Consider the following 21197-nt stretch of genomic DNA (forward strand, 5'->3'; position numbering starts at 1 on the left):
GTTTAAGCATTAAAATGATGAGATAAAAATATAAGTCGTTAAAGTTATTTTAGGGGGAACAAGGATTGAGGCATTTTCTTTTAAACAGATTAGAATTGAATATTGTGTAAGACGTATGAATTGATGAAACAGCCTCGCAATGCTTATAATGAAGCTAAGAATAGCTTTTAGTATGGGGGAGATTACAATGAAAAAAATACTTCATGGTTTGATGGTACTGAGTCTGATGGTGCCTTTTTTCGTGCCGGTTGCAAGCTTAGCCGTAGAATCTAGTGAAGAGGTTGCCGTGGAATCGTCACAGACAGCTGTTTCCACAAGCTCTGATGAGGAACCGCCAGTTTCAACCTCAGCTACAACAGCTATTAGTTCGGAAAGTGAAAGCTCTACATCAAGCAGCAGTTCAGAGCCTGCTAAAGCAAATGAATTACGTGTTATTGCAAAAACATCTATCAACAAGAGCTTAGAACAGTCTGAGAATAAAACGCAGCAGCTTCTAACATTGAAAATAGCTGGTGAGTTATTGATTAACGACCTTGACGGCAGGATTCCAACTATAACTGTAGCTGCGGATTTTATCCCGCAGCCTTTTGAAAATGGACTGCTGCGAGGTGCTGTACACAATGCTGCTGGCGAAGTAATCGGCACGTATCAGCTGCAGAAAGACGAACAAAATCAGGAGTCTGTTATCCAGCTGATAATAACGAATCCCACTCTAGGAGAAACAGGATTTTACTTGGAGTTCACGGGAGTATACACTGAAAATGAGAATCAGGTATTATCGATTATTAGTGAAGGACAAGAACCGTTTCAGTTGAACATTCCTGAAAATTTATTGGAACAGCCTGAAGCGTCCACGACAACCAGTTCTTCAGAGGCAAATTCTTCTGTGGCAGAAGAGACAAAGACAGAAACAACAGAAGATACCAGTGTTAATCAGTTACCCAATGAGATGAAAGCCAAGGATACTCGTCGTGCAGCGGTCAATGTCGCAGAGCTGTTCAGTCAGCTGGCACCGGGTGAAAACTTTGTTCGTTCCATCGATACAGCCTTTGAGCCGGATCCGGCAACGATTGACTCGGATATTCATTTTCAGCTAAACTTTCAGCTGCCGCCGATTATTCAGGATGAGCTTCAGGCCGGTGATTATTATGAACTGCCGTTGCCGGCAGGCATTGATGTAACTAGTTTGCAGTCAGGAGATTTAACGGATCCGGATAATGGAAATGAAAAGTATGGCGAGTATCAAATTGATCCAGTAACCAATACACTAAAGATTACTTTTACACAAAATACGAATGGTGATTTTTTACCAGCATCAGCTGGTCAAGTGAATTATACAGCTCATTTTGATTCCCAGGTTATCACTACACCGGGGACAAAGACATTCCATTATCCAATTGAAAGTCAAATCCCACCTTTTACAGTGGTCATCCATCCAAAGAATACTGATTCTATCAGTAAAAGCGGAAATAGTGACCGGGCGAAAAACCCTTCAAAAATCACTTGGAATGTAGACATTAACAAAGACCTTTCAGCTTTAAAAAATGCCTCAGTTACGGAAGCATTTCCTAGTCAGGTTACTTATCAATCTGTAGCAATCTATCCAATTCAGCTGAACTTTGACGGCACAGTGGCTTCTGTAGGAACAATGCCTTTAAGCAGCTCTGATTATTCTGTAGATTCGGCTGGAAATGTAACTTTTCTATCAGATATCAGCAGTGCTTACCGACTGGTATACGAAACGACTATTAACGATGCTGCCAAGCCTGTGAATGGCGGTAGTCTGACAGTGACCAACAAAGCGACATTGAAGGCAGAAGGATTGGCTGATACACCAGCATCGGCTTCTGTGAGCTTGAATTATGGAAAATTTCTTGAGAAAAAAATGACTGCTTATCATAATGTCGGACAGACTTATGATTGGACAGTTCAATACAATTATGGTCAAAAGGATATTCCTATAGGGGTACCGATAACAGATACCTATTCTGGAAATATGGTGCTAACATCCGGAAACCCTAACAATTTAACGAGTGGTTCCAGTGATCCTGTCCTTTATTATGTGAACTTTGATAAAAACGGCAATCCTCAGAAAGGCAATCCAGTGCCGGAAAATGCGTATACGATTGCTAGAGATGAAGCAAACCATACGTTTTCCATTACTTTTAATGATAATGTTCAAAAAAATCAGGCAGTCAATATTTACTATACAACAAAGGTAACAGATGTTGTGTCAGATAATGGAAGCACCAAGATAACGAATAATATTTCATCAAATGGCATCACTCCCCCAGCACCCATTACTGAGACTCCTAAACAACAGACAATTATCAAGAATAAACCGGTTGTTGATAGAGGACCAAAGGTTGCCCATTGGACAATAGATATTAACAAAAATAGGTATCAAATTGAGAACGCGGTAATCCGGGATACCGTTAACGGGGCAACCGAAGGCTATATTTCGTTGCCGTATACAACTGTAGGCGTGCCGACAAGCTATGGCGTAAGACTGGTAAATCAAAATGGGGAAGTTCTGGTGAGCGGCGTTGATTATGATTTCACGACACACTCATCTGGGGCGAACTATGATTACTTTACAGTGACACTGAAAGGAAAGTATGCCTCCACCACAGATTCCTTTAAAATGAGCTACTATACTTGGTATGACGTTTCAAAAGGGGTTGAAACCCCTACCTATACGTTCTCCAATAGAGTAGGCATTGACTGGACAACTGACGGTAAAAACTATCACAGCGACAGCACGAATGGTTTTACAGCTAGTACGGAAGAGGCCAATCAGGGCACGAAGTCCGGCAGCTATAATCCGCTGACTAAAGAGATTACTTGGACGGTTGTAGCTAATTACAACAATGTGGGTGTTGCCGCGTTTGGCTTTTTGGATTCAATCACGGGGAATCAGCAGTTTGTTGATGGTTCATTGTCGATTGTTCGAGGAAATATTAATCCTCAAGGCAGATTTTCAGCTACAACAAATCCTCTTTATTCTGGAGAGCAGGTTGAAAAGCCATATATTTCGTATACATCGCCGAGTGCGAATGTCCCATTAACAGTTGATTTTGGCAAAAGCATCCCAATTCCAGGCTGGGATCAAAGCCAGCTGCCGGGAGATACACCTATGGTTTTTCAGCTGACGTTTAAAACTAGTCTAAAAGGGCAAATTGTTAATAATGCGGCAACTTACCATAATATTGGGAAAGTATTTATTGGTGATAAAGAAGAGAATCTGCCAGCGGATGTCTCTATTGCATACGCAGGAGAAGAAGTAAATAAATCCGCTGCGTATGATGCAGCGTCCGGGCTGATAACCTGGGATATCTGGGTCAATAGAAGCCAGTCAGCCTTGCTGCGTCCAACATTAGTTGATAACCCCTCTTCTAATCAGACTGTTAATGAACAATCTGTTCGGGTCTACAGAGGAAACGTTGCAGCGAATGGTTCGATAACTAAAGGGGCTTTGGTGCCAAGCAGTCAATATACAATCAGGCTTGAAACAGATAATACGACTGGGAGTGAAGAACTGGCAGTTGTTTTTGATAATATCGAGGAAGGAAATGGAGCCGCTGCGGGTGTCATCGAGCAGCCCTATCTTGTAGAATACACCACTACGCCTAATTTTTCTGCTCAAACTGAAACAGTATCTAATACAGCGAAATTAGTTAGTGAAGGGGGAGAAACGGTCGGACCTCCTTCAACCTCGAATAAACAGGTCAAGATTGAAACCAGTACCGGTGTTGCCTGGGGAGTGAAAGGCAGCTTGACCATTCAGAAAACAGACACTTTCGGTAGTGTTTTACCAGGAGCCAAATTACAATTAATTCGACACTATTTAACAAGTAATGGGCCGGCAGATAAAGTTCTTTATGAGGTAACAACCGATGAGAGCGGAAAAGCAGTATTTTCCAATCTGGTTTATACACAGAAAACCGGAAATAATCCATTTGTTTATTTATTAAAAGAAGTGGAAGCACCAGACGGCTATACTATTAGTGAGGAGCTTCTCAATGGACAAGAAATTACAGTAGATGCTGCTACATCTGCTTTGGGTGCTGTTACACCAGTTCTTAATGAGCGGGTAACGCTTCATGTAAATAAGAAGAATGAACTTGGGTTACCAGTTGTCGGCGCTCTTTTCCGCTTGAATCATGAAGTTAATGGACAAATGGTTCCTTTTAATGAATATCCCCCAGTACGTTCAACAGATGCCGGATTTTTCCTGTCCGGATTGAAAGACGGGAATTATGAGTTGGCTGAAGTAGTACCAGGAGATAACTATTTACTAAATAATAAACCCCTGCCATTTACAGTGGCTAAAAAAGCCAATGGACAGCGGGGCGTATTTATTAATAACGGTATGACTGAGGTTAACTCACTTGATTTTGTTAACTACCAAGCCTCAGCTCAGCTGCTGAAAACAAATGAAGATGGTCAAGGATTAAATGGTGCTGAATTTAAGCTGCAGCGTGCTGATTACGGCAGCTCCGAATATAGCGATGTTCGTTCAGCTATCGTGAGTACGACTCGTAACGGGCAAGATGGCGTTGTTTTTGTAGACTATTTAGGTCCAGGCTTATATCGGTTGATTGAGACAGCTCCTGCTGAAGGTTATTATCTAAATACAACCCCTGTTGATTTTACTGTAGGGCTTTTTGCTAGTGAGCGGCCTGAAACGATTCAGACATCAGTAAATGGAGCTTCAGGATTAGTAAACTATAAGGGAACTGCTTCCTTTATGAAAACTGATAATAAAGATACGCCGCTGCCAAATGCCGAATTTGAATTACTGGATGGGCAAAATCAGCCTGTTTTGGATGATTCAGATTCTCCAATCACTATTATTTCTGGAGCCGACGGGAAGCTTATTGTTGAAAATCTTTCCCCTGGAACACAATATGGACTAAAAGAAATTGAGGCGCCTCAGGGATATGTTTTGAACGATACAATTCTAAAATTCACCATGCCGGTGAGTACCGCTGGATCTTCTAACGACAACGCAGTAATTAACCAGCCGGAAGATAAGCTGGTTTATGAAGAGGCAGTTCCGTTTAAAAACTATAAAGGGATTGTGCGCTTCACTAAACTTGGTCAGGATAAACTTTCGGACAGTAGCGATCAGGTGCCTTTAGCTAATGCACGTTATCATTTGTTCGAGGTTGAAAACGGAGTTGAGCAGCAGATTACTTCTCCTGATTACGGTGCAGATGAAGAAGGCTATTTCAGCTCGAATGAAGAGGGCTATATTCAGGCAGGAGATTTAGAGCCAGGCAGTTATTATTTTAAGGAGGCTGTTGCACCCGCTGGCTACATTTTGGACACAAAGACAATCCCATTCACGATTCCAGCTGAAGGGATTGGCGATCCGGGAATCATGGAGCTTAATCAGAATGGCATTAATTACAAAGGAGCTGCTTTTTTCGTCAAGCATAATGAAAAAGGAGCAGCAGTAGCAGATGCCGAATTTGATGTTCTGCTGAAAAAGCAAAATGGTACAGAAGTTGTTAATCATGTGGTTAGCGATGAACAGGGTAGGGTCTATGTCGAAGGACTGGCTCCCGGAGATTATGAGTTTTTAGAAACTGGAACGAAGAACAGCGAATATATTACCAACACGGAAGCAATATCCTTTAGTATCTCTCAAGAATCAGACGGCCAGCCTCAAGTAGTATCGGCTCGTGAAAATGATGAACCATTTATCAACTATCTGGGCAGTGCGCAATTAATAAAAACCAATAATACTGGCCAACCGTTAGCAGGTGCGCAATTTAAGGTGATTAAATCCGGTGACAATCCTGACACTGGAAGTCCTGTGGGAGGGAATGAGGCTCTGGAATCTGATGAGCAGGGCCGGGTAACCGCAATAAATCTAGCGCCGGGAAGCTACGAATTTGTCGAAACTAAAGCGCCGTCAGGCTATCTTTTAAACAGCACATCGGTACCTTTTGTTATCAGCAGTTCAGCAGCTGGTCATCCGGAAACAGTAACTGAAAATCAATCTGGTCTGTTAACGCAAATTAATTACAAAGGGACAGCTAAACTGCTTAAAACCGACAGCAACGAGCAACCGCTTGGCGGAGCTCATTTCAAACTAATAGATGGACTGAGCGGAGAAACGGTGCAAACTGACTTAGTTAGTCAGCCAGACGGCTTCGTCACAGCAGAGAACTTAGCACCAGGAACCTATCGCTTTGTTGAAACCCAAGCGCCAGACGGCTACTTGTTGAATACGCAGGAATTAAAAAACTTCGTTATTCCTGAGACTGCTCAAGGTCAGCCGGAAGCTATAACATTGGATGTGAATGAAGATACTTTGACAGCTGTCAATTATCAGGGCAGTGCCAGGATTACCAAGATGGATGAAGCGGGTAAACCGATAGCAGGAGCCTTCTTCAAGGTAGTGAATCAAGAAGGAAAGACTATTTCTGGTCAGGAAGCTATCAAATCGGATAGCTTGGGACAAGCAACTGCAAAAAATCTGGCGCCGGGTATGTACCGATTTGTTGAAACTAAAGCACCTTCCGGTTATGTCCTAAATACAAACCCGTCGGATACATTTGAAATACCTGATGAAGCAGAAGGACAGCCGTTGATAATAGTTGTTGGCAGCAATGGCAAACAATTAGAGCTGACTAATTTTAAAGGAACGGTTCAGTTTAAAAAAGTAGACGAACAAGGGCAGCCGTTGAAAGATGCGGTTTTCGAAATTCGAAACGAACAGACAAACAGTGTTGTGCCTGGCTATGATTTTCTAGTTTCGGATCAAGATGGAATGGTCAAAGCGACTGGCTTGAGTCCTGGTGAATATCGATTGGTTGAAACAAAGGCACCAAACGGTTTTGCAATTAATACAGAGGCTTTGTCCTTTACAATTGAATCAGAGGCTGATAAACAGCCAGTGAAAAATTTAGGTAGTTTTATCAATTATGAGGGATCAGTTGTACTGACAAAACGCGAACGTGAAAATGAAAAAAATGTTTTGTCAGGAGCAGTTTTTGAACTGAGAGACGGAACTGGCAAGGTTCTTCAAGAAGGATTAGTGTCTAATGCTGCTGGTCAGATTATGGTGGCAAACTTGGCACCAGGAAGCTACACATTTGTAGAAACCCATGCACCAAACGGCTATCTTAAAGATAGTTCACCGGTTGGCTTTACAATTGCGGCTGCTTCTCAAGGAAAACCTAAAGCAGTTCAAGTAAGTAAGAAGAACAGCGTGTCGCCATTGCCTCATGCTGGTGACAGTCAGAGCTTTACGCTTATCTTTATGGGATTAAGTGTGATTGTTGGAGCGCTGTACTTGTTCTTTCGCAGAAAAAGAGCATAAATAGGAAATGCAGGTCATCGTTCTATAAGGGAATCCATGACCTGCATTTTCTATTTTTCATGGTATAAAAACAGCAGGTATGGCTTGAATGTGAATTAGTACTCCCATAGGATTGTTAGAACAACTTCTGCATTACTTCTGGAGTGATGAATGAAAACATTCTTAACGGAGATAGAAGATTCACTGGTATAATAGGCAGGTGTAAGAGTATAGTGTTTGGGTTTATTGAGGAAAGCCGCTATACGGGAATTATATTGCTAAATGAAGAGGAGAGATATAAAAATGAATGCTTTTATCCTAATGCTTCCGTTGTTAATCATCCGCTTCGCTATTTTAGGTGTTCTAAATCCTAAAGCAGTCAAAGAAGCAGCTTATTTTGCGCCTCTATCAGGTAATGAAAGAATAGCCTACTATATTTATCAGGTAGCCAATCTGGTATTATTAATTTTCCCATTGTTCTTGAAACTGACATTCAAGTTTCCTAACAGCTTGCTAGGGCTAGTCGTTTATCTGCTGGGGATTCTACTTTTGCTGATTACTACAATTAATTTTGCCCGACCTAAAAATTCGGGACTTAGAACACACGGACTGTATCATTATTCGAGAAATCCTATGTATGTTGGCTACTTTTTTTCTATTTAGGCTGTGCCACCCTAACCGAGTCACTGGTGCTGCTTATTAGCCTAGTTTGCTTTCAGATATCCGCCCATTGGATTATTTTGTCTGAGGAACGATGGTGCAAAAAAGAGTTTGGTGAGGCGTATTTGAATTATTGTCAGCAGGTTCGACGTTATTTATAGATTGTCTATATCGAAATAATTTATACATATTTCTCAATTCTATGAGTAATAGAGGTGGAAAGAAAAATAACGGAGTGCGCTTTTTTTTGTAAATAAAACCATTGCTTTAGTTTTATGTAATAGCTACCTTTATTCTTTTTAGTTAAATTATTAATTTTTGTGGTATTATTTTTATATCTATAAGAAATATAAAAGCCTGCTTATTTTATCTATTCTTTTACGAAAATGCTGCTAACTTGAAGAATATAATAATTTAAAAGGATGGGATTTTAATGAAAACGATATTTATTGGAAACTACAAAGGTGGCGTAGGAAAAACTACGAGCGTACTTCTATTAGGAAAACATTTGGAATCGAAAGGAAAGAAAGTACTACTCATGGATTTAGATCCACAAAGCTCATTAAGTGAAATTTGTGTTAGGAAATGCGGGCGTTCCTTAACTGATTTAAACCCAAATCAAACATTAAATTATGTATTTGATTTATCAATAGAAAATATTCGTAAAGGATATAATCTAGATATTGAGTTTAATTTAACACATCTGATTAATGAATATGAGCCAAATTTAGATTATATTGCATCCAGTCTATATTATGAACATGATTTGGGCTTAGATGAGATTAATATGAACATGGAAAAGGATATAAGGTTTTTTTCTATATTGGCAAAATTGATAGATAAAATAAAAAGAGTTAAGGATTATGATTATATTTTAATTGACTGTCCTCCAAATAGTAGTATTATTACTCAAAGTGCTTTTATGCTGTCTGATTATTATTTAATACCTACAATCGTTGACTCGATTAGTTCTCAAGGTATCATGCACTACATTGGAACTATTTCAAAAGTTTATAGCAGGTACTGTGAAAAACATGAAGATCGTTTATTATTTCAACATTGCTTTGGAAACGAACCACAATTACTGGGTATTTTTTATACTCTTATTAGAGGGCAGGTTGATTATGGGGATATTGTTCAAAAAATGCAGACTGAACTTCAAGCTATGGATAGAGTGCAGGATATTTACATATTCGAAAACTTTACAAATAACTATGTAGATATTACGAGAGGAATTGCGGCAGATGACCCAGATAGTATTCCAGCATCGAAAGATACGTATGATGAAATAGCTGGAGAGTTGTTAGCTAGAATTGCCGAGTTGTAAAATTGTTGTTTTTTGTGTAAAATGGATAATCAAATAGAAATAGGAGGAAGGATCTCATGATTGAAAAAAATCAAAGGATGGTTGAAGAGTTGATTTCTGAAATAGCTACTCTAAAAACAGATGAATCGATAACTGAACAGATTATTGAAATTCAAAAGAAGTTTGATTTAGATGATATCATCCAGATACTAACTCTGTTAAATAAAGTGAATAAAACTACATTGAAAAAAATTGTATCAATACAGGAACCAAAAGAAAGCTCAAAAACAAAGTCAAAAAAAAGTCTACCACAAAAGTTATATACAGTGGATGAAGTTCGCTATTTATTTAAAAATAAGTCTATTAATGAGATACTTCAAAGCTATACAAAAAAAGAATTAGAAAATATGTACGTAACAGTAGCTGAAAGAAACCCTCTGAGCAGTGATTCGAAAGCAAGAATCGCTAAAAGCGTGGAGCAGCATTTTAGAGCTGAAGCCAGAGGTCAGGCAATTTATAAAAATTATATTGCCCATTAGTCCTGACAATTAGCGAGAAAATATTCAGTATTAAAATGATGAAACAGCCGTCAAGCCTATACCAGGCTTGACGGCTGTTTTGTCTAAAATATAGTCACAAGACAGTCTCTGCTCTTTGATCCAGCAGCTTTCTAAACTTTAGCGGAGAGCAGCCCACACGCTGCTTAAAAACATGATGAAAGGTTTTAGGGCTGGTGAAGCCTGCTTTATCCGCGACCTCATTCATCGACAAGCTTTCTGTTGCCAGTATGTATTTTGCTTGGTTTAAGCGGTAATCGGTTAGATAGCTGGAAAATGATTGGCCAACGCTTTTCTTAAAAAAGCGGGAAAAGTAGCTGGGACTAAAGCCAATCTCTCCAGCAATCGATTCCAATGTTAATTCGCGGCTGTAATTTTTCTCAATATATTCAAACGCCAAATTTAATTGCTCCAAGGTCTCTTTACTGCGAAGTGATTTTTTTGATGTTGTCTTTTGTGCATGAACGATAGGCAAACTAAAAAAGAGACGATTGATTTGATAAAGTGCACCAACGATACCGTGCTGCCAGCCTTCTTCTGTTTTATTGAATTCCTCGAAAACCTGTAAAAACAGCTGAATAATTTCTTTGCGGGTTGCTGTCGGCCACTCATTGCTATGATTAGCAACTTGTTCATAGAGCTGAAAAAGAGAGCGTTCATTTGTTTGGCGGCTGGTATTTTCCTGAAAGATTTTCAAATCATACTGAAAAACAATACGCTCACTGTCAGGAGAAGCTAGAAAAAAATGAGGCTGGGCACTGGGGAAAAAGTAAAGCTCTCCTTCTTGTAATGTGATGATTTTTTCATCGGCGCCAAGGTTAACTGTTCCCTTGAGGCAATAGATAAATTCTATTTCTTTATGCCAATGGGGGTAGGTAATTTCCCAGCCGTAATTAATAAAGGTACGGAATAAAAGAGTGGAATCAAATTCCGGGATTTCTAAATATAGGCTCATAAGCACCTCCTGTTCTTAGTATAAACTAAATAAATTTAAATAGAACAAAATTCGGGAATTTTTTGACGGTTAAGAGGGAAGAATCTTTAAAATAGTTTGTTTATACTAGGTATATAAAAACAATAAAAGCGGTTACAGGAGGACTGGTTATGACTTTAAAAGTTGGAATTATTGGCTGTGGCGGAATTGCCAATGGCAAGCATATGCCTGCATTAGCGGAGATTGAGAGCGTAGAGATGACAGCATTTTGTGATCTTCAATTTGAGCGTGCTGAACAAGCAAAAACTGGATTTGGCTCCCCTTCAGCAGGTGTCTATACTGATTATAAAGAAATGCTGGAGAAAGAAGAACTGGATGTAGTTCATGTGTGTACTCCAAACAGCTCTCATGAAGAAATCACAATTGCTGCTCTGAAAGCGGACAATCATGTGATGTGTGAAAAACCGATGGCAAAGACTTCCGAGCAAGCACGTAATATGCTGGAAGCAGCTAAAAAAACAGGAAAAAAATTAACGATTGGTTATCAAAACCGCTTCCGTACGGATTCACGCTATCTTCAGGAAGTTTGTCGGGAAGGAGCTTTGGGAGATATTTATTTTGGGAAGGCTCACGCTATTCGCCGCAGGGCTGTTCCCACATGGGGCGTATTTCTTGATGAAGAAGCACAGGGGGGTGGACCATTGATTGATATCGGTACCCATGCGTTGGATTTGACCCTCTGGATGATGAATAACTACCAACCCAAATATGTAGTTGGTAAAGCCTACCATAAATTGGCTGAGACTAGAGATGCCGCTAATGCTTGGGGCGCATGGGATCCAGAGCAATTTTCAGTAGAAGATTCTGCTTTTGGCTTCATAACGATGGAAAACGGTGCAACAATCTTTTTAGAAGCCAGCTGGGCATTGAACTCTTTAGATGTAAAAGAAGCAAAAACGACACTTTGTGGTACTAAAGCTGGCGCAGATATGAATGACGGATTGACCATTAACGGAGAAGATCACAGCCTTTTGTATGAGAAGAAAATTGAGCTGCAGACCGGTGGCGTCGACTTTTATGACGGGACAGAGGATCGGCCGGAGGTCGCCGAGGCACGCTCGTGGATTGAAGCAATTCTGAATGATACGGAACCTGTGGTGAAACCAGAGGAAGCACTTGTGGTAACTGAAATTTTGGAAGCTATCTACGAATCATCGAAAACGGGTCAGCCTGTTTATTTATAGACATGCGGTTCAGCTGATTCTCGTACTATATTTGTTGGATTAAGGAAAACATTTACCCGTAAGGCGATGAAATAACCAACTAAGTTAACAAAGAAAGGAATGTACAACTATGAAATTAGGTGTTTTTACTCCGTTGTTTAATCAATTAAGCTTTGAGGAAATGATTAAAAAGGTGGCTGACTATGGGTTAGAAACGGTAGAAATAGGAACAGGCGGCTCACCGGGAGCTGCTCATCTGGACATAGATAAACTGTTGGCCAGCAGTCAGGAGCGGAAAGAATATTTAACTAAACTAAAGGACAAAGGCTTAGAAATTTCTGCGTTGAGCTGTCATCATAACCCTATATCACCAGTAAAAGCAGTGGCAGTAGAAGCTGATGAGCTGTTGAGAAAAACCATCAAATTGGCTAGTCTAATGAACGTTCCAGTAGTAAACGGATTTTCCGGTGTCTCTGGGGGGAATCCGACAGATACGCAGGTAAACTGGCCTGTTTTGCCTTGGCCAACGGAATATGACGATAATTATAATTATCAATGGGAAAAAAAACTGATCCCTTACTGGAAAGACATTAATCAGGAAGCGGAAACAGCTGGTATTAAAATCGGAATTGAGCTTCATGGAGGCTTTCTAGCTCATACTCCGTATACAATGCTGAAACTGCGTGATGCTGCTGGAAAAGCCATTGGCTGTAATTTAGATCCTAGTCATTTGTGGTGGCAGGGGATTGATCCAGTAGCAGCCATCAAGATTTTGGGTAAAGAAAAGGCAATTCATCATTTCCATGCAAAAGATACCTATTTGGATCAAGACAATATTAACATGTATGGCTTAACAGATATGCAGCCGTATAGTAGTGTGGCAACCCGTGCGTGGACGTTTCGTTCCGTAGGCTGTGGACACGATTTAAAAGTTTGGTCCGATATTATTTCAGCATTGCGGATTTATGGCTATGACTATGTATTGAGTATTGAACATGAAGATCCAATCATGTCTATCGATGAAGGATTGAGCCGGGCCGTAACAAATTTGAAATCGATTATGATTAAAGAACAGCCAACCGATTTGTGGTGGGCGTAAGGAGGGAGAAAATGACTGGGATAAAATTAGCAGTAATCGGTTATGGCGGTATGGGTTCCTATCATGTTGAAACAATTCTTAAAAATGAAACAGCAATTGAGGTTGTCGGCATATACGACATTTTAACGGATCGGAAAGAAGCTGCAGCAGAAAAAGGCTGGTACTGCTTTTCAGATCTCGAAGAATTGCTGGCTGATGAAGCTGTTGAAGCTGTCTTGATTGCTACACCGAATGACAGTCATAAAGATTTAGCGGTTACGGCTTTGAGGGCAGGAAAACATGTGGTTTGTGAAAAGCCGGTAACATTAAATGTTGCAGAGCTTGACGAGATATTATCTGTTGCTGAAGAAACTGGGAATATCTTTATGGTTCATCAAAATCGACGGTGGGACCCGGATTTTTTGATTATTCGTGAATTGTACAAAAAACAGCAGATTGGCGAGCTATTTCAAATTGAATCACGGGTTCATGGCGGAAACGGGATTCCAGGTGATTGGCGCCATTTAAAGAAACATGGAGGAGGCATGGTTTTAGATTGGGGTGTCCATTTGTTTGACCAGCTTCTTTGGCTGATTGATAGTCCGATTAAAGCCTGCTACAGCGATTTGAGTTATATTCTTGGGGATGAGGTAGATGACGGGTTTATGGTGCATCTAATCTTTGAGAACGGTGTGCGGGCTCTTATAGAGGTAGGTACAACAAATTACGTGAATTTACCTCGCTGGTACGTTAAAGGAACCGCAGGAACAGCGAAAATCGAGGACTGGGATTTGTCTGGTGAGGTGATTCGGGCAACCGGTAAGGAGCAGCAGACGCCGAAGCCGATACAAGCTGGCGTGGGGCTGACTAAAACGATGGCCCCGCCTTCAAAAGAGGCAACTGAAGCTTTAACGATGCCGGAAGTTTTGGAGACATTCCCATCTTTTTATCAAAATTTTTATGAAGTAGTTCGCCAGGGGGCAGAGCCAATTGTAAAAAATGAAGAGGTACGCTATGTACTGGAATTAATTGAAAGTATTTTGTCCAAGGGTGAGCAGAGTAGCGTTGACAATTGTCAGGAAAAGCTGCTTAGAGACATAGACGCAGCGGAAATGAAACGAGAGACTTCGAAAGCGCTAGTATAAGTAAAAAGGAATGCTAGAGCGTGTCAAAAGTAAATTGAAAAGCACGATGCAGTCGTGGAACAAGTAGTTCTTTAAAAAGAGGAACAACTGAAGGGGAAAAATAAAGAAGCTGCACGAAACTATTGTTTTTTCGGATACAATGGTTTCGTGCAGCTTTATTTTATAGAGGAGTCATTATTTATACAAAGGGCTATAAAGAATCGATGTAGCTGTTAATGCGTTCACCGAATAGTGCCCAAATTATAATACTAAACATCGCCTTCATTCCTTTCTATAAAAATTTTTGGAAGTGTTTATTCCTCGCCGTCAACAGGGGCATCTGGGAAGCCCTCAAAAGGCCGGCGATGATCGCCGTGCTGATGGAATGAGCCGTGAGCAGGTCCAAACCCTGGAAAGCCTTTACCGCCAGGTCTGAAATCTTCCATCCCGTTTGGACCAAAACCACCGCGGTGGCCTCTAAAGCCACCGAAACCGCGCATATCTGGACGACGTCCTGCGTCTTCCGGCATCTCTGCTTCAACAGCAGCTGTCAGCTTGTCAATAATCGCTGTGAACTGCTCCTGTTCTTCTTCTGTTAGCACATCAAAAATAGTTTCTTCCTCAGCAGCATTCATTTTTTCTGCTTCCTCAGCACCGGCATCGGTGAGTTTCACTACCATTACCCGGCGATCCTCCGCAGCAGGTTCCCGAGTAACGAAGCCGGCTTTTTCCAGCTTATTCAGTAATTCTCCCAAGGATTGTGGGCGCATATCCAATAAAAAAGTCATTTCTTTTTGGGTAATTTCCGGTTGAAGCTTTAGAATGCTCAAAATCCGTCCCTGTCCTTTATGCGGATTGGCATGAGGTCCTTGTTCTCTACGTTTCCATCCAAAGTAGCGGTGCAGTAATCCTTCTAAGTATAGATATTTTTCTAAAAAATTCGATTCGTATTCAGTCATCGAGAATTCCTCCTAGTAGTATAAGTTATGTGTTTTAAGATACCTGTCAGGTACCTTATGAATTATATTATAAAGGTACCTTCGATAAAAGTCAAGTACCTTACTAATTTTAACTATGTGTTTCCAAGTGTATTAAGCAGCTCCTTGATACTGACTGTTGTAGATATCGCCATAAACACCATCTAATGCCAGGAGCTCTGCATGCGTGCCGGTTTCTACTACGTCTCCGTGATCCATGACAATAATTTCATCTGCATCATAAATCGTAGATAGTCGATGAGCGATAACAAAGCTGGTTCTTCCTTTCAACAGCTTGCGCATGGCTTTTTGAATCAACAGCTCTGTACGTGTATCGACATTTGATGTTGCCTCGTCGAGAATCAGAATCTCAGGATTAGAAAGGAAGGCACGGGCGATGGTAATCAGCTGCCGCTGGCCCTGAGAAATATTGCTGATTTCTTCATTCAAAACGGTTTGGTAGCCTTCCGGCAGCTTGCGGACAAAATCATCAACAAAAGCCGCTTGGGCTGCTTCATAAATTTGTTCGTCAGTTGCTCCCGGATTGCCGTAACGGATATTGTCATAAATCGTACCAGAAAACAGCCAGGTTTCCTGCAGCACCATACCGATTTTTTTATGCAGCTCTTCATGGCTCAGATTGCGGATATCTTTACCCTTGATGCGGATACTACCGTTGGATATTTCATAAAAGCGCTGCAGCAGATGAACGAGTGTTGTTTTTCCTGCACCCGTATGTCCGACAATGGCAACCATTTCACCCTTATCGACGGCTAGAGAGAAGTCCTTCATAACTAAGTGATCCGGAGTATAGCCGAACTGTACATGTTCAAAATGAACTTCTGCAGTATCCATTGGCTGATCTGGAAAAGCTTGCTGGTCATAAATAGCCCGTTCTTCTGCATCCATCACGGCGAAAACCCGTTCAGCGGAGGCAACGGTAGACAATAGTCCATTCCAAATTTGCGAAAACTGACTGATTGGCTGTGAGAATTGTGAAGAATATTGTAAGAATGCCTGCAAATTCCCGATTAAAATAGCACCAGCAGCGACCTGCCAGGCACCGGCCGAAGCGATGATAACATAAACAAAATTTTTCAAGAAAATCATCGCCGGCATCATGGAACCGCCGAAAAATTTAGATTTCCAGCCGGTTTCGTACATAGAATCATTTAATTTTTTGAAGTCTGCAATTGATTCCTGCTGATTACTGAAGCTTTTGATGACTTCGTGACCGTTAAAGGCTTCTTCAATCTGACCATTGAGTGAACCTTGTGTTTTGAGATAGGCCCGGAAATTTTTCTGTGTTCGAGGGGTTAGCACCTTAGCAACTAGGATGCTCGCCGGTAAAGTCAGACAAGCAACCAACGTTAGCTGCCAACTGATTGTTAACATCATCCAAATGGTCCCCGCGACTAAAATTACGCTGGCAATCAACTGTGTGATGCTTTGTTGAAGCATTGTAGCAATATTATCCATATCATTAGTCGCAATTGACATTAGATTGCCGTTGGAATGCTTGTCAAAGTAGCCGCTGGATAGTGTATTGATTTTCCTTTTTAAATCGTTCCGCAAGCGCTGTGTTGTTTTTTGGGAAACAACGGTCATAGCTGTTGACTGCAGAAAATCTATGATGAATTTCCCAATATATAATGCAGTGACAGTTAATAAAATCTGGCTTAATCGTATAAATTGAATCTGGTTTCCAGCACTGACATTTGCAAAAATCAAAGTTGTCGCTTGTCCCAAAATTTGAGGACTAAGCACCTGCATAATGGTTCCGCTGACTGCAAGAACGACAACTAGCAGTAAGAGCCAGGTACTGCCTTTAACATAGCTCATGAGGCGTTTAATTGTCTGCCAGGGTTTCTTTGGCTTCTCAATTAACCCTCCGTGTCTCATTCCGCCTCTACCCATTTCTTTTTTTGTCATTAGGCTGCCGCCCCTTTCTCTTCTGTTTGTGACTGCATAATTTCCTGATAAACAGGATTTCCAGCAGCTAGCTCCTCATGACTGCCATAGCCGACAACCTGACCTTCATTTAAAACCAAAATTCGAGTAGCGTGTTTAGCTGTTGCAATCCGCTGAGCAACAATTATTTTGACTGACTGCTGGAAGTTTTCTTTAAGCTTCTGCTGAATCAAAGCATCCGTCTTGAAATCCAGAGCAGAAAAAGAATCATCGAAGATATAAATGGCTGCTTCCTTTAGAAAAGCGCGTGCTAGACAAAGCCGCTGCTTTTGTCCGCCGGAGAAGTTGTCGCCGTTTTTTTCTACAGGGGTATCTAATCCGCTTCCGGCACGAACAAAATCCGCTGCCTGTGCCTGTTCCAAAGCCTGCCACATCTGTTCATCTGTTGCATCATTTTTGGCAATCCGCAGATTTTCACGAATCGATCCAAAAAATAAGGTATTTCGTTGAGGGACCAAGCTGATTTTCTCTCGAAGCTGTTCTTCTTTTAAGTCTTTCAAGTCTTGTCCGGATAAACGAATTTGACCATTGTCTATTGGATAAAAACGGGAAAGTAAATTTACTAGGGTTGTTTTTCCAGAGCCAGTGCTGCCGATAATTGCCAAACTTTCTCCTTGATCTACTGTTAAAGAAAGATGGTGGAAAACTTCTTTTTCGGCACCGCTATATTTGAATGAAACCTGGTCAAATACAAGGGTAGGTTCTTTAACTGCTGCTTGGATATTTTCTGTTCCATCTTTGATTGTTAACGGCAAATCCAAAATTTCATTAATGCGCCTAGCTGAAACCTGTCCTCGTGGAATAGAAGAAACGATATTTGTCAGTAAAGCAACACCCATCAAAATTTGAGTTGTATAAGCAGTTACACCAATCAATGTCCCGATTTCCATTGAGCCGCCATCAATAAGACCTGCACCCAGCCAGGTAATTGCAAGAGTCACAAGACTCATGATTAGTGACATGAACGGCATTAAGAAATTCAACACACTATTTGATTGAATCGAGACTTTTGTATAGCTGTTGTTCTCTGCTTCATAACGCTCATACTCTGCTTCCTCTTTATTGAAGGCATGGATAACCTTAATTCCGGTGACTCCTTCTTTAAAAATCCGGTTCAGATTATCAATACTTTTCTGCATTTTTTCAAAGAGTGGATTTGTAAAATGAAAAATTAGAAAAGCAATTCCCAAAAGAATTGGCACGACTAGCAGATAGGGAGCAGTTAGCGCTGCACTCAACCGAAAAGAAAGGTAAAGCCCGCCAACTAGATAAATGGGTGTTAAAATCAAAAACTTTAAGCCCATTTCCACCAAGTTTTGTACCTGAGTTACATCGTTGGTATTTCTGGTAATTAGGGAGGAGGCGCTAAAACGATCAAATTCTACATTGGAGAAAGCGATGATCTTTTTATAAATTGCCTCCCTTAAATCATTCCCTAATCGATAAGATACTTGTGCAGAAAGATAGGTATTTAAAAGTGCTGCAGCAAAGCTGGCTAGAGAAAAGCTCAGCATAATTCCGCCGATACGCAAGATGGCGTTCATATCTGAAGCAACCACGCCTTGGTTGATCATATTGGCAGTCAGTGTAGGGATGTACAAGTCGCAGCCAGCCTGGATTAATAAAAAGACAATAGCTACAACGGCCTTACTGATTGACATTTTTTTAATTATTTTAAGCATTGTTCTTCCTCCGTCATTTTCTATAAAACTTGAATTACTACAAATTTTCTTCTTTATTCGAATTTGATAAGGTACCTTACTCAAAATAATATACAGGTACCTTCGGAAAAAGTCAAGTACCTTACTAAAAATATTTAGGTACCTTTCTAAAATTAGAGAAAGATTTAAAAATTAGAGCATTTTTTTTAAAATCATTTATGTATCTCTTCTGGCAGAGGATGTGATATTCTAATGGAGAAATAAAAAGGAAATTATCTAATTGAAAAAGGAATGAAGTCATGAAAGAAGTAGATGCGTACTTATTGAATGTAGATGATAAACGGCGTGAGGATTTTCTGCACTTGTTTAACGTTGTTAAAGAAAATATCCCTGAAGGATTTGAACTGGGATTCAGCTATGGAATGATTGGCTATGATGTTCCCTTGTCTGTGTATCCTGATGGTTATCTGAACAGAAAAGATGAACCAGTTCCTTTTATTGGTCTTGCCGCTCAGAAACGGCATATTGCCCTTTATCACATGGGAATCATGGGGAATAAACCACTGCTGGAATGGTTTCAAAAACGGTACGCAGAGGAAATGCCGACAAAACTGAATATGGGGAAAAGCTGTATTCGATTTACTAATTCAAAAAAAATCCCCTATGATTTAATCGGTGAACTAGTCACTAAAATGTCAATGGAGGAATGGATTGCTTCCTACGAAAAGTTTGTGACTAATAGAAATGGCTAAGGGAATAAATGCGTTTTTTCGATTGGCGGATTAATCCGCCAATCCAATATAGTAAAAGGAGATTCAGTGCAGATAAAACTGTATTAGCTAATTGACTCTATCAATTTTCCTTGCCTGAAATTATATGCGAGTAGAATCCACAGACATAATAGTATAATTATTGCCTCCAACTTGGACTGAATGATAGAAAGTCTGATATGGAGGTATTTGTGGTTCCTAGACCTGAAAAGCTGCTTTTATTTTGTCAGTAAAGACTTGCTTTCCTTTTTATTTGGGCTATGATAGTAGTGAACTATTTATTTTTTAGAAATCGTAATTTCTTATTAGGAAATAATGCAAATGGAGCTATTATCTGAAAAGTAAGTTATTCGAAAAAATATCATAGGATTAGGCAGGGTTTGTTAGTATGTTAAAAAATTCATTTTATCAGGAGTTAAGCGAAACAAACAAGTATATAATTAAATGTTGTTTTTTTATCTTTTTTATTAATGGTCTATATGCGATGATTTTCGGTTCAATTTTACCGCTGCTAAGTGATGCGTATGATTTAAGCGATACGGTCAGCGGGATGCTGATTTCCAGCCATCAGGCGGGAAATTTGTTGGCAGGGCTTGTAGCTGGAATATTGCCTGTTTATCTAGGGCGTAAAAATGCGATTCTCTTTTTAAGCAGCTTTGTGGTTGTCGGTTTTTTACTGATTATTTTGACAGATCAATCATGGCTGTTGTTGCTGGCGTTCTTTTTTACAGGGATTAGCCGCGGCAGTATCTCTAATTTTAATAATAAGACAGTGAATGATGTTTCCAATAGTAGTCCGGCCGCCTTGAATTTTCTACACAGCTTGTTTGCGATAGGCGCATTACTGGCACCGTTTCTGGTGATTCTAACGACATCTTTGTTTGGGACCAAGGGCTGGCAGATTAGCTGTCTGATTATTATTCTACTGATTTTAGTTTCTCAGTGGATGTTTTCAAGGATGCCGCTTGAAAATGATAAGCCGCAGGCTAAGACGGCTTCAAAAGCAAAAGGGTATGGTTTTTTCAAAGATAAATTATTTTGGAATACCGTTCTGATTCTTTTCTTTTATTTATGTGCAGAAGCCGCAATTACCGGCTGGCTGGTTAAATATTTTGTAGATGCTAATATCATGAATGTTCAACAGGGACAAATGCTGGCCTCTTTACTCTGGTTGGCTATTTTAGTTGGACGCTTGTTCTGTACCTTTTACGGAGACCGTTTGAAGCGCAGTCGTCTACTGTTGATGATTAGTATTGGCGCCAGCGTGTTTTATTTTCTATTGCTGTCCACACAAAATTATTATGTAATCATCTTGGCAATATTTGGTTTAGGGGCTTCTATGGGCGGAATCTATCCAACCGCAATGACCATTGCTGGTCCAGCGATACGCAAGTATCCAATGGCGATGGGCTGGCTGTTGATTATTGGCGGAGTCGGCGGCATTACAATGCCAATCGTTACGGGAATTTTATCAACAAACTATGGAATATTCGCTGGCATGGCGGCGATTATTGTAGCAATTGTCATTATGCTGGCAGGAGTTATTTTATATATTTTTCTCGGCGGTAAAGAAAAAATCTAGTTGAATATGATCTGAAGAAGAGTTATATATGTTATAAAA

The 21197-nt window shown here is 40.3% G+C and carries 13 protein-coding genes; 9 read left to right on the forward strand and 4 right to left on the reverse strand.

Annotated features, from left to right (window positions below; all coding sequences use genetic code 11):
* The first annotated feature begins 187 nt into the window (after positions 1-187).
* The 4 genes from ACYSNQ_RS12170 to ACYSNQ_RS12185 all read left to right on the forward strand — a co-directional run bounded on the left by ACYSNQ_RS12170 (position 188) and on the right by ACYSNQ_RS12185 (position 9820).
* Complete coding sequence (locus ACYSNQ_RS12170; protein WP_426083714.1) at positions 188-7336, forward strand: SpaA isopeptide-forming pilin-related protein; 7149 nt, start codon at positions 188-190, stop codon at positions 7334-7336.
* A gap of 282 nt (positions 7337-7618) precedes the next feature.
* Positions 7619-7978, forward strand: coding sequence for a hypothetical protein (locus ACYSNQ_RS12175; RefSeq protein WP_426083716.1), 360 nt, complete (start codon positions 7619-7621; stop codon positions 7976-7978).
* 430 nt (positions 7979-8408) lie between these two features.
* Positions 8409-9302, forward strand: coding sequence for a ParA family protein (locus ACYSNQ_RS12180; RefSeq protein ID WP_426083718.1), 894 nt, complete (start codon positions 8409-8411; stop codon positions 9300-9302).
* A 56-nt stretch (positions 9303-9358) separates the two neighbouring features.
* Positions 9359-9820 carry a hypothetical protein gene (locus ACYSNQ_RS12185; protein ID WP_426083720.1) on the forward strand — a complete coding sequence of 154 codons (462 nt, stop codon included), beginning with the start codon at positions 9359-9361 and terminating at the stop codon, positions 9818-9820.
* A gap of 94 nt (positions 9821-9914) precedes the next feature.
* Here the strand turns inward: ACYSNQ_RS12185 and ACYSNQ_RS12190 are convergent, their stop codons facing one another.
* Positions 9915-10793 carry an AraC family transcriptional regulator gene (locus ACYSNQ_RS12190; protein ID WP_426083722.1) on the reverse strand — a complete coding sequence of 293 codons (879 nt, stop codon included), beginning with the start codon at positions 10791-10793 and terminating at the stop codon, positions 9915-9917.
* A gap of 149 nt (positions 10794-10942) precedes the next feature.
* On the opposite strand from ACYSNQ_RS12190, the gene ACYSNQ_RS12195 reads away from it, so the two are divergent.
* The 3 genes from ACYSNQ_RS12195 (at position 10943) to ACYSNQ_RS12205 (ending at position 14218) form a co-directional block, all read left to right on the forward strand.
* On the forward strand, positions 10943-12016 hold the full coding sequence (locus ACYSNQ_RS12195; RefSeq protein ID WP_426083724.1) for a Gfo/Idh/MocA family protein: 1074 nt from the start codon (positions 10943-10945) through the stop codon (positions 12014-12016).
* 109 nt (positions 12017-12125) lie between these two features.
* Complete coding sequence (locus ACYSNQ_RS12200) at positions 12126-13094, forward strand: sugar phosphate isomerase/epimerase family protein (protein WP_426083726.1); 969 nt, start codon at positions 12126-12128, stop codon at positions 13092-13094.
* An 11-nt stretch (positions 13095-13105) separates the two neighbouring features.
* Positions 13106-14218: a Gfo/Idh/MocA family protein gene (locus ACYSNQ_RS12205; protein WP_426083727.1), complete on the forward strand. Its 1113-nt coding sequence runs from the start codon at positions 13106-13108 to the stop codon at positions 14216-14218.
* Between the two features lie 293 nt (positions 14219-14511).
* On the opposite strand, the gene ACYSNQ_RS12210 is transcribed toward ACYSNQ_RS12205, so the two are convergent.
* From ACYSNQ_RS12210 to ACYSNQ_RS12220, 3 genes are all read right to left on the reverse strand, one after another.
* On the reverse strand, positions 14512-15156 hold the full coding sequence (locus ACYSNQ_RS12210; RefSeq protein ID WP_426083729.1) for a MarR family winged helix-turn-helix transcriptional regulator: 645 nt from the start codon (positions 15154-15156) through the stop codon (positions 14512-14514).
* A 132-nt stretch (positions 15157-15288) separates the two neighbouring features.
* The gene (locus tag ACYSNQ_RS12215; RefSeq protein WP_426083731.1) at positions 15289-17106 is read right to left on the reverse strand and encodes an ABC transporter ATP-binding protein; all 1818 of its coding nucleotides are present in this window, start codon (positions 17104-17106) and stop codon (positions 15289-15291) included.
* Positions 17106-18827, reverse strand: coding sequence for an ABC transporter ATP-binding protein (locus tag ACYSNQ_RS12220; protein WP_426083733.1), 1722 nt, complete (start codon positions 18825-18827; stop codon positions 17106-17108). Before ACYSNQ_RS12220 ends, ACYSNQ_RS12215 begins: the two co-directional genes overlap by 1 nt.
* A 278-nt stretch (positions 18828-19105) precedes the next feature.
* Between ACYSNQ_RS12220 and ACYSNQ_RS12225 the strand changes: the two genes are divergently transcribed.
* Positions 19106-19558 (forward strand): DUF1801 domain-containing protein, encoded by a 453-nt coding sequence (locus ACYSNQ_RS12225; RefSeq protein WP_426083735.1) that lies wholly within the window; start codon positions 19106-19108, stop codon positions 19556-19558.
* 406 nt (positions 19559-19964) lie between these two features.
* On the forward strand, positions 19965-21158 hold the full coding sequence (locus ACYSNQ_RS12230) for an MFS transporter (RefSeq protein WP_426083737.1): 1194 nt from the start codon (positions 19965-19967) through the stop codon (positions 21156-21158).
* The last annotated feature ends 39 nt before the right edge of the window (positions 21159-21197 follow it).

The sequence above is a fragment of the Enterococcus sp. LJL51 genome (genome assembly GCF_054871795.1).